This window comes from Hyphomicrobium sp. 802 (genome assembly GCF_000526135.1).
In the GTDB taxonomy this organism is placed as follows: Bacteria; Pseudomonadota; Alphaproteobacteria; order Rhizobiales; family Hyphomicrobiaceae; genus Hyphomicrobium_B.
Genome location: NZ_JAFM01000001.1, coordinates 3596067 through 3609861, shown reverse-complemented (window position 1 = coordinate 3609861; position 13795 = coordinate 3596067). Strand labels below are relative to the sequence as shown.

The window sequence follows — 13795 nt, the reverse complement described above, 5'->3', positions numbered from 1 at the left end:
ATTTCAGGGATTTTGAGAAGCGGGCGGACAATAGCCTCCGAGAAGCTAGTTCTTAGGCACCGGGATGTTTGATTGTATCGATCGACGTGCCTCAAAAAGTGGGTGGGTCGCAAACGAACCACCCCCATTTTTTGCTCTTGAACGGCGACTTCACTTGCCCGACTTTGCGTCTTGGACGCTTCACCCTTGAGGTGGCGGTTGTCCAAGCGAGCCAGTCAAGCCAAGGATGGGCAGTACGTCGGCTGCGCTTCAACCAGGTCCTCGAGCCAAGCTCGGACCTGATGAGCGCTGCGTGATGTCGGGCCCTCGATTGGCGACTTCCATTCTAGTGGTGAACGTATCTGTTCACAGCCTGGAGTGCGAAGTCGATGGCAAATGCTCGATCAACCAAGACCCCGGTTCGGCCCGCGGCCGGTCTCAAATCAGCTCTACAGGAGAAGTCGCGGAACCGGCGGCAGTCGCAAAAGACACTGGCCTCCTGCGAAGGTTCGGCCGCTCGTCAGCGCAACGATCTCGTACCGAACCTGGATGTCGAATATTTACCTACCGGCGCCCTGCACTCAGCGGACCGACGAGTACGCCGATCGGCTGCCCCACAATCTGCCAAGGTCCAACTGAGCCTGAAGCGGTTCGGGATCTGTGTTCCGATCTTGATCGATAGTGACGGTCGCATCGTGCACGGGCACGTCGTCTGGGAGGCAGCCCGCAGCCTCGACCTCGAAACCGTACCGGTCATCCGGATTGAACATCTTAACGACAGCGAGCGCCGTGCGCTCTCGATCGCTCTCAATCGGCTTGCCGAAACGGGTGACTGGGATATCGAGGCTCTCAAGGTTGAGTTCGAGGAGCTGATAGAACTTGATGAAGACATCCTCGCAACCGGCTTCGAGCTTGCTGAGGTTGATACCCTTCTGCTCGAAAAGGATGGCGACAGTCCCGAAGACGAGGTCCTCCCGCCGCTTCCCCCAGTCGAGCGTTTCTCGACCGGGAGATATCTGGGTATTGGGAGACCATCGACTGATTCAAGGCGACGCACGTGACCGCGAAGCCTATCAGCGGCTCATAGGAGCTGACGAGGGTGCCCAGCTCGCCTTGACCGACGTCCCGTTCAACGTTCCGATCCAAGGCCACTGTACGGGCCAGGCACATCATCGAGAGTTTCAGGTCGCGCACGGTGAACTGAGCCGTGAAGAGTTCGATGTCTTCAACAGGGATTGGATGCAACTCGCATCATCGGTCCTTGTCGACGGGGGCCTTCTCGCGACGTTCATCGATTGGCGCAGCGTCGAACTCATCCTCTCCGCCGGGCGCGAGCTCGATTTGGGTCTCTTGAACATCATCGTCTGGTCAAAATCTAACGCCGGGCAAGGCAGCCTCTGGCGATCGGCGCACGAGATGCTTCCGGTCTTCAAGAAGGGTAGCGCATCGCACAAAAATAACGTCGAGCTCGGGCGCTGGGGACGCTATCGCAGCAATGTCTGGACGTATCCGGGTGCATCCAGCGTGGGCTCGGATGCGCGCGAAGGCCTGGCTGTACATCCGACCGTTAAGCCGCGTGCGATGCTCGAGGACGCCCTTCTCGATATCACGGACCGCGGCGACGTCGTCCTCGACTGCTTCCTCGGATCGGGCTCGATGCTGCTTGCGGCAGAGGCGACCGGTCGCATCTGCCGCGCAATCGAGATCGACGGCCGGTACTGTGATGTCGCGATCCACAGATGGCAGCAGATGACGGGATACGAGGCGATCCTTGAAGAAACTGGCGAGACGCATGCTGCGGCCGCGCGACGGCGCAGTACAGCGTCCCCGCACGAGGGAGAGCACCAATGTCTGAGAAGCCAATCAAGGTGTCATCGAAGGATGCTGTTGGTTACGGTCGTCCTCCGAAACAGCATCAGTTTAAGCCTGGTCAATCAGGCAACCCGAAGGGTCGACCGAAGGGCGCGCCGACCCTCCAGGAGATCATGGCAAAAGAGGCCACCAAGCACATCAAGATAAAGCAAGGTGAGAACATCGTCACCGTTTCTAAGTTGGAGGCGCTTGCGCGACGTGTCTTTAGCAAAGCACTCGAGGGCGATCTTGCAGCGGCCCGCGTGATTTTCCAGCTGGCTGCCGAACCGGAGGCGGCGGCGAATGCAGGTTCCGGAGAGCCCTTCGCGTTGCCGAGCGACGATACCATCAAGCGTATGCTGAAACGGTTTGATCACCTGAATTCGACAGGCGGAAGCAAATAAGATGAGCGCGTTAGCTGTTCCGAAGCAGACAGGCGACGACATCGAGCCGTTCGATGCTTTGATCGCAATGGCACGCGCCGACTTCATGTGTTTCGTGGAGCTGACGTTCAGAGTTCTGCACCCGGGCAGCGACCTTGTCTATGCAGACTATCTACAAGTCTTGGCCGATCTGTTGATGCAGGTGGAAGAGGGAAAGTATCGACGCGTCAACATCAACCTACCACCACGACACATGAAGTCGATGATGGTGTCCGTCTTCTACGTCGCGTGGCGCCTAGGACGCAACCCGGCATCCAAGTTCATCGCGATCTCGTATGGCGACGATCTTGCACACGATCTTTCGGTGATGACCCGTACACTGATGCTGTCGCCAATCTACGGACAGATTTTTCCTGAAACGGTTCTCGACAAAAAATCCGAAGATCACATTCGTACGACCCAAAAAGGTGGCCGCTATGCGACAGCGGTCGGAAGCGACATCACGGGCTTCGGTGCCGACCTCATCATCGTCGACGATCCGATACAGGCCGATGACGCCGGTTCGGAGCACGTTAAAGCTCGCGTTCGCGATTGGATGTCGAACTCGGTTTCGACGCGTTTCAACGATCAGTCAAAGGGTGCACTTATTCTTGTCATGCACCGGCTGGCTCCGGACGACCTTTCGGCAACGCTCGAACCGAATGCCGATTTCGTTCTGAAGCTGCCGATGATTGCTGAAAAAGAAGAGAAGTACGAGTGTCACGGCAAGCTGACGATGCACCGCCGGCCCGACGATGTGCTCAATCCGGCGCGCATGACAGCAGAGGACGCGGCGAAGCTCAAAGCCAGTCTTCCGCGTCACGTCTGGGACGGTCAGTATCAGCAGCGACCGACGGTTGGCGGATCTGGCATGCTCTCGGTCGAACGTTTCCAGCGGTTCGATTTATCGAAGCCGCCGAAGTTCGAACTGAGCATTCATTCCTGGGATGTCGGCGCGACCGTAAGCGGAAATGCGAGCGTCTGTACGAAGTGGGGGCTGGCCGCCAATACAGACAACAGAGACGCGCTTCATTTGACACAAGTTATCTCGGTGAAGCTTGAACTGCCGGAGGTACTTGCAACGATCAAGGCTGAGATCGAGCGGGACCGGCCAGCTCTAGTGGTTGTCGACGAGCGGGGCGTTGGTCTAGGCGTAGCGCAGCATCTGAGGCGGACCGGCTATCGCAACATATCGTCGTCCACGGCAACGTCCTCCCCGATCATGCCGGGAGCAGCACCAAAATGTCGACCATCCGACACCAAGATAGAACGTTTCGGACGAGCGATCCTCAGAATTGATGCCGGCGAAGTACTGATACCGATGTCGGCATCATTTCTAGAAAAGTTTCTCTACGAGGTGAGCGCGTTTCCAAATATTTCCGATGACGACCAGGTCGATAGTATGACTCAGGTCGTTGCAAACTTTGAAAATGCAATCAGAGAAGCTCGGCGACTTCTACGGAATGGTCTGACGTGATGGTGACCTCCATGCAGCAATTCTCGGCTAGACAGCATCCGAAGGGGTTACATTTCGGGCACAATGCCGACTGAGTAAGCGTAGCACCGATCTCCTTCATCTAGTTACTCCCAGAAACCAAGCCAAAACGCATCGTCATGCGCTGGCACATATCTTGCTATCATTCTATTGTTCTATTTGTAGTATGATCAGCACGATTTAAGGCTAGCAAAGCGAGAGGAGTGGGAATGCTTCAACGGGTTGTCTCTCTGGCAGTGGGCTTGCTCACCGTCTCTTTTGGTGCTGCACAGGCAGCGGATACGATTCCGATCAAGCCCGAGCCGGGCACTGTCAAAATCGGCGTGCAGCCGTGGCTTGGCTATGGTCCTTGGCACATCGCTGCTGCAAAGGGCATCTTCAAGAAGAACGGCCTCGACGACGTTCAGATCGTGAACTTCTCGGAGCAGAAAGATATCGACGCCGCGATGGCGGGTGGTCAGCTCGACGTCGAGAGCGTGCCGACGCACAGTGCTCTTGTTGTTGCCCAGGCGGGCACGCCTCTCAAGATCGTCTTGCTCTTGGACTTCAGTCTCAAGGCCGACGCGATCATGGCGAAGGGCGTCGATAGCGTCAAAGATTTCAAAGGCAAACAGGTGGCATTCGAAGAGGGTTCCACCAGCGATGTCCTGATCAACTACGCCCTTGCGCAGAATGGCATGTCGATCAACGATATCCAGCGCGTGCCGATGCCAGCGGCGCAGGCTGGATCAGCGCTGATTGCGGGCCAGGTGCCGATCTCCGTAACGTATGAACCATATCTCACGGTCGCGCTCGGTCAGGACAAGGCCGCGAAAATCGTCTACTCCGCGGGCGAAGACCCTGGCCTCATCAGCGATGTGCTGACGGTTCACGAGGACATGATCAAGAAAAAGCCGGGTCAAATTCTCGCGCTGATTAAATCTTGGGACGAGGCGCTCGCCTTTTACCGGGCAAATGAAAAAGAAGGCCGCGCCATCATCGCGAAGGCAGTGGGCAGCACACCGGAAGAACTCGCGACCGCATTCGACGGCGTGCAGTTCTATTCCGTTGCGGAGAATGCCCAGCATCTTGGCACGGATTTCGAGAGCAAGACGATCAAGGATGTCGCCAAGGCTGCCAAGGCCGCGAAGATCTTGCAGTCGGACGACGTTCCGGCCGGATTCATCGACAGCAGCTTTGTTGAAGCAGCAGGCAAATGAACGCTCTCGACCGAAGTGTCGCCACAGATTCCGTCGCTGCATTCCCGATGCAGCGACGGCCGTCTCGGCGGCTGCTCAATCTCACCGCTACAATAGAGCCGCAACGCTTTGTGGCGATAGCTTGCCTGGCATTTCTCCTCATTCTCGGTGTGTGGTGGGCCGTAACGGAAGCGGGCCTCGTGCGCTCGCTGTTTCTGCCGTCCCCGCCAAAAGTTCTCCATCGCCTCATCTCTCTGGCTCAAAGCGGTGACTTGGCGAACGATCTTGTGACGAGTCTCGCCAGAATAGCGATTGCCTTCGCGCTGTCATGTGCGCTGGCTATCCCAGGTGGCATCCTGATCGGCTCCTACCGCGTTTTGGACGCTTTCTTCGAACCCGTCATAGATTTCATACGCTACATGCCGGTGGTCGCATTCGTGCCCTTGACGATCTTATGGTTCGGGACGGGCGAATTTCAGAAGTGGCTGATAATCTGGATCGGCACGTTCTTCCAACAGATCTTGATGGTGCAGGACAGCGTTAAACGTGTGCCGCGTGATTTCGTCGATGTCGGCCGTACGCTGCAAATGCCGGAGCGCAATATTCTCTTCAGGATTGTGTTGCCATCTGCCGCGCCCGGTATTTGGGATGGGATGCGTATCTGTCTCGGTTGGGCTTGGTCCTGGCTCGTCCTAGCGGAACTCGTCGCTGCAACATCAGGTCTGGGCTATCGCATTACGGTAGCGCAGCGCTATTTCCAGACCGACACGATCATTGGCTACGTTGTCGTGCTCGGCGTCCTTGGCTTAGTTTCCGATCAAGTGATGAAATTCATCGGACGCCGCATGTTCAAGTATCTAGAGGCCGGCCGATGACGCGCTATCCTAAATTGAAAGTCGATGCCGTCTCAAAGTATTTCGGCACTGGTGCAGCGCGTACGAAAGCTGTCGACAACGTCACGATTTCGCTCGTCGAGAACGAATTCGTCGCTCTCGTTGGAGCGTCGGGATGTGGCAAGAGCACGTTGCTGTCTATCATCGCTGGCCTGCAGACCTGCGAAGAGGGTGTCATTCTCGTCGATAATGTGCCGATCGACGGGCCCGGCCGTGACCGCGGCGTTGTCTTTCAGGGCTATACGCTCATGCCTTGGTTGACGGCTCAACAGAACGTTGAGTTCGCCCTGCAGGCCGCGGGCATGAACCGGAAAGACGCGAGAGATGTCGCGCTCGAACACATTAAGCTCGTGCGGCTAGAGAAATTCAAGGACCGTTACCCGAACCAACTGTCAGGTGGCATGAAACAGCGCGTTGCGATCGCGCGTGCGCTGTCATACCGGCCGAAGATCCTCTTGATGGACGAGCCTTTTGGCGCACTCGATGCGCTCACGCGCCATCACATGCAGGAATTGCTGACCGGCATCTGGGAAAAGCACAAGCTGACGGTTCTGTTCGTCACGCACGACGTAGACGAAGCCGTATTTCTCGCCGATCGCGTTCTGGTCATGAGCAATCAGCCCGGCAAGATCAAACTTACCGTGCTGATAGACTTGCCGCGTCCGCGTGTACCGGCAGTGATGGCAACCGACGCATTTCGGCATGCTCATTGGACGGTGCTGCAGAGCATCCGCGAAGAGTCGATCCAAATTGCAGATATGGAAAGTACTACACTATGAGTTCAACTATCCTCGCGGGCGAATATGACTTCATCGTCTGCGGCGGTGGCGCATCCGGCGCGGTCGTTGCGGCGCGTTTGGCAGAACGTCCAGAAATTCGCGTTTTGCTGTTGGAGGCGGGTGGAGACGAACGCATTCCGGAAATCGACGATGCTAAAATCTGGATGCGCAACATCGGCGGCGAACGTGATTGGAGCTTTAAGTCCGAACCGCATCCTGGCCTCAACGGTAGACGGGCACCGTTGCCGATGGGCAAAGTTTTGGGCGGCGGATCGAGCATCAATGGATTGGTCTGGGCGCGCGGCCACAAGAACGATTTCGATCAATGGGCGGAAGAAACGGGTGACGACGGCTGGAGCTATAATTCGGTCACCAAGGCTTACAAAGAGATCGAGGACTGGCACGGCCCAAACGGCTCGGGAATGCGCGGCAAGGGCGGTCCAGTTTACATTACGCTTCCTGACGATCCGATTCCTGTTGCGCCCGCGCTGGTCGATGCTGCCCACGCCTTAGGCATTCCGCGCACCGACGATCTCAACGCGGAGACGATGGAAAGCGACGGCGGCTGCGGTATCGCCAATATCACGGTGAAAGACGGCATTCGAATCTCGACGGCGAGCGCCTATCTCCGGCCCCGTATGCACCAGCCGAACCTCACTGTCATTCTCGGCGCTGAAGTCGAGCGTGTGCTTTTCACCGGCCGGCGCGCGACTGGCGTTGCGTTCACCTGTCATGGCAAGCAGCTGATCGCCCACGCAACGTGCGAAATCATCTTGTCGCTCGGAGCAATCAACACGCCGAAGGTTCTGATGCTTTCAGGCATAGGCGACGAGGCTGAGCTTGCGCGGCATGGTATCCCGTTGAAGCAGCATCTGCCGGGCGTCGGCCGCAATCTGCAGGATCATATCCTCGTTGCAGGCTGTGTTTGGGCGTATTCAAAACCTGAGCCACCGCGCAACAACTCGGCAGAATTCACATTTTTTTGCAAAAGTGATCCCTCGCTCAAGACGCCGGACCTTCAGCCCATTCTCGAAGAGTGCGGCTTCGGATCCGAAATCACGCGCGACCAATACAACGTGCCGGTCGATCCCTCGCAGGCGTTTACGCTGGCACCAGGGCTCGTGCGCCCACAAAGCCGCGGCTACATCGAGCTGACAGGGCCGCGTGCGTCCGATCCACTTCGCATCCATGCCAATCTGCTCAGCGATCCGGCAGATATGAAGGCCCTCGTTCGCGCCGTCGAGATCTGCCGCGAAATCGGCAATTCGGCGGAGCTTAAGGCGTTCACTGAGCGGGAGATCATGCCCGGCCCCCTCAAGGGCGCCCAGCTCGAGAACTTCCTGCGTAACGCTGCCGGCACGTATTTTCATGAGACGTGCACCGCAAAGATGGGACGCGATCCGATGGCGGTCGTGAACGGGGCGCTGCAGGTTTATGGTGTCGATGGTCTGCGCGTGGCTGATGGTTCTGTCATGCCCGCGGTCACGACAGGCAACACGATGGCGCCCTGCGTGATGATCGGTCATCGAGCTGCCGACCTGCTTCTCGCTAGCCATTCGAGCGGCTAATACCTTGGTTTACGGTAAAACATATTGTTATTCTATAAATAGTATGTTTTGCTTCTGGCGCTCGCTGGCCTTGGCACCCACGAGACTAAGAACCGGGAGCATGGCAAATACGATGAAGCCAACCATAGGAATCATAGGGGGCACAGGCGATCTGGGATCGGGCTTGGCTAAGGTCTGGGCCGCCGCCGGTTACAAAGTGATTGTCGGTTCGCGCTCAAAAGACAAGGCAGAAGCCTCTGCTGCCGAGATTGGTCATGGCGTTACTGGGTTGTCGAATGGAGAGGCCGCAGCCACAGCGACAATCATCGTGCTAACGATTCCGTTCAGCAATCATGCTTCGACTATTGCCGAGATCAAGGATGCGGCGCAGGGCAAGATCGTCATTGATGCCACTGTGCCGCTCGTGCCGCCAAAAGTGTCGACCGTACAGCTCCCGGTAGACGGCTCGGCCGCGCAGATATCGCAACGGCTTTTCGGTGACGGAGTGAGGGTCGTTTCGGCATTTCATAATGTGGGCGCCAAGAAGCTTCACTCTGGCGGTCGCGCTGATTGCGATGTGCTTGTCTTCAGCGATGATAAGAACGCACGCAGCACGGTCGTTGAACTGGCTGGTGTGGTGGCGCGTCGTGGCGTTGCCGGCGGCGCGTTGGCGAATTCCGCCGCCGCTGAGGCAATGACGTCCGTCCTTATCTGGATCAACCGGCAATATAAGGTTCCGAGCGCCGGCATTGGTATTACCGGGCTGGAAGCCAACGAGGCGGTATAGACACGATGCAAACCGCGCCCGTCACATTGTTTGCTTTGCGAGGAGTTCCGTTGATCGAGCCAGGCGACGATCTGGCTGCGATCCTCGCGGCGGCGGTTCGAGATAACGGTGTCGGTCTGCAAGACAGCGATATTCTGGTTGTCGCGCAAAAGATCGTATCGAAGGCCGAAGGCCGCTATGTCGATCTCGAAGCCGTCGTGCCGTCGGAAGAAGCCAAAGCTCTGGCGCAACGAAGTGGCAAAGATCCTCGGCACGTCGAAACAATTCTCAGTGAATCCGACGATATCGTCAAAGTCGGGCCCCACCTCATTATTGCCGCCCACAAGCTCGGTTTCGTGATGGCCAATGCCGGCATCGACGAGTCGAACATCTCCCATGGCGAGGGAGCAGGCCGATTGCTTCTCCTGCCTTGCGATCCCGACGGCAGCGCAGCATCCATCAAAGCGGCACTCGATGCGGATTTCGACGTGGCGATCGGCGTCATCATTAACGACAGTTTCGGTCGGCCGTGGCGCAATGGCGTCGTGGGGATAGCCATCGGCAGCGCAGGAGTTCCATCACTGGTCGATCTTGTTGGCAGCTCTGATCTCTTTGGTCGCGAGTTGCGGGTGACGGAAGTTGCCATTGCCGACGAACTTGCGTCGGCAGCTTCGCTTTTGATGGGGCAGGCGGGGGCGGGGTTGCCTGCCGTGATTGTTCGCGGCTTTCAAGCGAGCGCACCTGAGCGCTCGGCGTCGGTGCTCGTTCGCGACAAGGAGAGGGATCTCTTTCGATGAGCACGCCCATGCCGCAATCAAATGAGGTCGGCAGCGTCGTGGCGCTCTGCGGTGGTGTCGGTGGCGCGAAGCTTGCGCTCGGATTGCAACGCGTTCTCGGGAAAAGTCTCAAGCTGATTGTCAACACGGGTGACGATTTCGAACATCATGGTTTGATGGTCTCTCCTGATATCGATACCGTGCTCTACACGCTATCCGGACTTTCCGATCAAGAACGTGGCTGGGGGCGCGCCGATGAAAGCTGGAATTTCATGGCCTCACTCGCAGAACTCGGAGGCGAAGCATGGTTTCAGCTTGGCGATAAAGATCTGGCGCTGCATGTGCTGAGAACTCAACGCCTGCGGGCGGGAGAGACGCTTACGTCTTTTACGAGCGCTATCGCGCAGCAGCTCGGGATCACAGCGACGATTCTGCCGATGTCGGATCAACCGGTACGGACGATCGTCGAAACGCCAGACGGTGACCTGCCCTTTCAAGATTATTTCGTCAAACATCGATGCGAGCCGAAAGTCAGCGCCATTCGCTTCGAGGGCGCAGAATCGGCCCACGTAAGTGATGCTGTTCAAAAGGCGTTGCAATCGCCGATGCTGCGCGCCGTCATAATCTGCCCATCTAACCCGTTTCTTAGCATCGATCCTATTCTTGCGACGCCAGGCGCTCTCGATCTTCTAGATCGTGTCGACGCGCCGGTCATTGCCGTTTCTCCGATCATCGGTGGCGCTGCCGTCAAAGGGCCGACTGCGAAAATCATGGCACAGCTCCACATGCCGACGAATTCGAAGGCCATCGCAGAACACTATCGCGGCATTATCGATGGTCTCATCATCGACGAAGTCGATGCGATCGATGCCAGCTCGATCGAACTCGCAACCATGGCTACGCGCACGATGATGACAAGCGCCGCCGACAAGGAGCGTTTGGCGCATGCCTCTCTCGCCTTCGCCAACGAACTCCGTCAAGCTAGAGTCTCGCGATGATTCAGAACATGCTACAGAACAATATTTGGGCCATTGTCCCTATCAGACGGTTCGCGGGCGCGAAAAGTCGTCTGAGCGATGTGCTCAATCCGCACGAGCGCGCAACGCTCGCTAAAGCCATGGCCGCAGACGTTCTCGAACAGTTGGCTTGCACGCGCGGATTAGCGGGTACCCTGGTCGTGACGTCGGATCTCGACGCCCATGCGCTCGCTGCGGACTTCGGCGCGAGAGTTGTTGCGGAGCCAACGGAGGCGGGGCTCAATGCCGCGATCTCTCAGGGTATTCGAACGGTCGGAAAATTTCGAAATAATCCCGCAATCATGGCGGTGCCGGCCGATCTTCCATTCGTTACGGCAGCGGAGCTTTCGGAAGCCGTGTCCGCGTTGAAGACGCATGCGGTCGTCATTACCGAAGCGGTGCGGGATGCGGGCACTAATATTTTAGGCTTATCGCCATGGAACGTCATGGATCCGGCGTTCGGAACCGATAGCTTTGCCCGACATCTTTCATTAGCCCGCAGTGCCGGTCTAGAGCCGCTGGTCCTGCCACTGCGGGGCGCCGGGCACGATGTTGATGTTCCCTCGGATCTCGTCATGGGTGCATCGCTTCGTTGTGGCCTGCGAACGCTCGCATGCCTGGCGAGCTTTCGGCATTTCGCGCCGAAACGGCAGTTTGAGCTCGTAATTTGATGACAGGCGTTTCCGATATTCTCTCGCGTAAATCTGGTTCGCGCCTCAGTCGCGACGAGGCGATGGCGCTCGTCGACCTCGACGATATCGCGCCGCTTCTCGACGCCGCCGCTCGGCGCAGGGACGCAGCACACGGAGACGTGGTTTCATATTCCCGCAAAGTCTTCATTCCGCTGACGCAGCTGTGTCGCGATGTCTGTCACTACTGTACTTTTGCCCATCCCCCGCGCAAGGGAGAGCGTGCTTATCTGACGCGCGATGAAGTCCTGTCCATTGCGATGAGCGGTAAGAAGGCTGGATGCAAGGAAGCGCTTTTTACACTCGGAGATAAGCCGGAGCTGCGCTACGAATTCGCGCGCGACGAGCTGCGCGCGCTCGGCCACGATACGACGCTCTCATACGTCGCTGAGATGGCCTCCGTCGTCCTTAAGGAAACCGGGTTACTCCCTCACATCAATCCCGGTCTCATGTCCGACGATGATCTGCTCTCGCTTCGCAGCGTTGCAGCTTCGCAAGGCATCATGCTTGAGAGCGCGTCCGAGCGCCTGTGCGAAAAAGGCCAAGTACATTACGGCTCGCCCGATAAGGCGCCAGCCGCGCGTCTCGACACGATCCGGCGCGCTGGCGTCCATGGCATTGCCTTCACGTCCGGCATTCTGATCGGCATCGGCGAGACACGTGAGGAGCGTATCGATGCGCTCGTTGCGCTGCGCGACCTCAACGACCAGTATGGGCATATACAAGAAATCATCGTCCAGAATTTTAGACCCAAGCCCGGCACACGCATGGCTGACGTCGCAGCGCCGACGCTCGATGATCATCTCTGGACGATTGCAATCGCGCGGCTACTCTTCGAGCCAGAAATGAATATCCAAGCGCCGCCGAACCTGAGCGCCGGGGATCTACCGGCACTCGTCTCGGCTGGCATCAATGATTGGGGTGGCGTATCGCCGGTAACGCCGGACTTCGTCAATCCGGAAGCGCCTTGGCCGCATGTGAGGGTTCTCGAACAAGAAACAAGCGCCGTTGGAAAAGCGCTCCGCGAACGTGTCGCAATTTATCCCGCGTTCGCACGGCAGCCGTCGAAGTGGGTCGACAGAACCGTGTTAAAGCCGTTATTCGTCATGACTGACGCGGACGGATGGCCGCGAACAGATACTTGGTGCGTCGGCCGACTGGAAGAGCCACCTGCGCACGACGTCAAGCTCGTGCGTGCGAGAAAATCGCATCAAGCGTCCGACCGGATTCGTGCAGTTCTCGACAAGGTATCGGACGGCAGATGCCTTGGCGAAGATGATATCGTCTCGCTATTTCGCGCTCAGAGCGACGACTTTTCTGCGGTTTGCCGCGCTGCCGATGAACTGCGACGGCGCACAAACGGCGACGTCGTAAGCTACGTCATTACGCGGAACATCAACTACACCAACATCTGCTATTTCAAATGCCAGTTCTGCGCGTTCTCGAAAGGCAAACTGAGCGAAAATTTGCGCGGCAAGCCGTACGACCTCGGCCTTGATGAAATCGCACATCGCGCCTTTGAGGCTTGGGACCGCGGCGCGACAGAAGTCTGTATGCAGGGCGGCATTCATCCGTCCTACACAGGCCAACGGTATCTCGATATCTGCAACGCCGTAAAAACGCGTGTGCCACAGATGCATCTCCACGCGTTTTCGCCACTTGAAGTGGCACAGGGCGCGAAGACGCTCGGTATCACCGTTCGTTCGTTTCTTGGGCAACTCAAGGCGGCCGGCCTCGGAACGCTGCCCGGAACGGCAGCTGAAATCCTGGACGACGAAGTTCGCCAGCAGCTATGCCCCGATAAGCTCGACACCGCCGAATGGCTCGACGTTATGAGGACGGCCCACCTGTCCGGCTTCAAGTCGACGGCAACGATCATGTTCGGTCACATCGACCGCTATGAACATTGGGCGCGACACCTGCTGCGCATTCGCAATCTGCAAATCGAGACCGGCGGGTTCACGGAGTTCGTTCCGCTACCGTTCGTGCATATGGAAGCGCCGATGTATCTCAAAGGTCGCGCACGGCCAGGACCGACGTTCCGTGAAGCGATACTGATGCATGCAGTATCGCGACTTGTGCTGCATCCGCACATCACGAACATTCAAGCGTCCTGGGTAAAGCTAGGCGCCGACGGTGTTCGCCTATGCCTTGACGCAGGTGTGAACGATCTCGGTGGCACGCTGATGGATGAGAGTATCTCGCGTTCGGCGGGCGCAAGTCACGGCCAGGAAATGACGCCGGAACGAATGGAAGAGATCATTCGCACGTCTGGCCGACAGCCGCGGCGACGCACCACGCTCTACGAAATGGCGTCCACCGCGACACGCGAGATCCGTGGCGTAAACGCAGAAGAGCAGCAGCTCTCGCTCTAACACTCACCGCCCCAAAAATCGATGATCTG

12 protein-coding genes and 1 pseudogene are annotated in these 13795 nt (G+C 57.7%); all 13 read left to right on the top strand.

Features of this window, described 5'->3' with window-relative positions; all coding sequences use genetic code 11:
* Window positions 1-368: 368 nt before the first annotated feature.
* The 13 genes and pseudogenes from HYP802_RS23880 (at window position 369) to cofH (ending at window position 13766) form a co-directional block, all read left to right on the top strand.
* Window positions 369-1040 carry a ParB N-terminal domain-containing protein gene (locus tag HYP802_RS23880; protein WP_013949164.1) on the top strand — a complete coding sequence of 224 codons (672 nt, stop codon included), beginning with the start codon at window positions 369-371 and terminating at the stop codon, window positions 1038-1040.
* Window positions 925-1650, top strand: a pseudogene (locus HYP802_RS24040) (site-specific DNA-methyltransferase); the annotation flags it as partial. The gene HYP802_RS23880 and the pseudogene HYP802_RS24040, both read left to right, overlap by 116 nt.
* Window positions 1651-1826: 176 nt before the next feature.
* Entirely contained in the window at window positions 1827-2234 is a 408-nt protein-coding gene (locus tag HYP802_RS0118320; RefSeq protein WP_013949162.1) for a DUF5681 domain-containing protein, read from the top strand.
* 1 nt (window position 2235) lies between these two features.
* Window positions 2236-3729 (top strand): hypothetical protein, encoded by a 1494-nt coding sequence (locus HYP802_RS0118315; RefSeq protein WP_013949161.1) that lies wholly within the window; start codon window positions 2236-2238, stop codon window positions 3727-3729.
* 227 nt (window positions 3730-3956) lie between these two features.
* Window positions 3957-4946, top strand: coding sequence for an ABC transporter substrate-binding protein (locus HYP802_RS0118310; protein ID WP_013949160.1), 990 nt, complete (start codon window positions 3957-3959; stop codon window positions 4944-4946).
* A gap of 47 nt (window positions 4947-4993) precedes the next feature.
* Complete coding sequence (locus HYP802_RS0118305) at window positions 4994-5800, top strand: ABC transporter permease (protein WP_050976889.1); 807 nt, start codon at window positions 4994-4996, stop codon at window positions 5798-5800.
* On the top strand, window positions 5797-6597 hold the full coding sequence (locus tag HYP802_RS0118300; RefSeq protein ID WP_013949158.1) for an ABC transporter ATP-binding protein: 801 nt from the start codon (window positions 5797-5799) through the stop codon (window positions 6595-6597). Before HYP802_RS0118305 ends, HYP802_RS0118300 begins: the two co-directional genes overlap by 4 nt.
* Entirely contained in the window at window positions 6594-8165 is a 1572-nt protein-coding gene (locus HYP802_RS0118295; RefSeq protein ID WP_013949157.1) for a GMC family oxidoreductase N-terminal domain-containing protein, read from the top strand. The genes HYP802_RS0118300 and HYP802_RS0118295 overlap by 4 nt, the downstream gene beginning before the upstream one ends.
* A gap of 100 nt (window positions 8166-8265) precedes the next feature.
* Window positions 8266-8931 (top strand): NADPH-dependent F420 reductase, encoded by a 666-nt coding sequence (npdG, locus tag HYP802_RS0118290; protein WP_013949156.1) that lies wholly within the window; start codon window positions 8266-8268, stop codon window positions 8929-8931.
* A 5-nt stretch (window positions 8932-8936) separates the two neighbouring features.
* Window positions 8937-9707, top strand: a complete 771-nt coding sequence (gene cofE, locus HYP802_RS0118285; protein ID WP_013949155.1) for a coenzyme F420-0:L-glutamate ligase — start codon at window positions 8937-8939, stop codon at window positions 9705-9707.
* The gene (gene cofD, locus HYP802_RS0118280; protein ID WP_013949154.1) at window positions 9704-10684 is read left to right on the top strand and encodes a 2-phospho-L-lactate transferase; all 981 of its coding nucleotides are present in this window, start codon (window positions 9704-9706) and stop codon (window positions 10682-10684) included. Before cofE ends, cofD begins: the two co-directional genes overlap by 4 nt.
* Entirely contained in the window at window positions 10681-11373 is a 693-nt protein-coding gene (cofC, locus tag HYP802_RS0118275; RefSeq protein WP_013949153.1) for a 2-phospho-L-lactate guanylyltransferase, read from the top strand. The genes cofD and cofC overlap by 4 nt, the downstream gene beginning before the upstream one ends.
* Window positions 11373-13766 (top strand): 5-amino-6-(D-ribitylamino)uracil--L-tyrosine 4-hydroxyphenyl transferase CofH, encoded by a 2394-nt coding sequence (gene cofH, locus HYP802_RS0118270; RefSeq protein WP_024276290.1) that lies wholly within the window; start codon window positions 11373-11375, stop codon window positions 13764-13766. Before cofC ends, cofH begins: the two co-directional genes overlap by 1 nt.
* The last annotated feature ends 29 nt before the right edge of the window (window positions 13767-13795 follow it).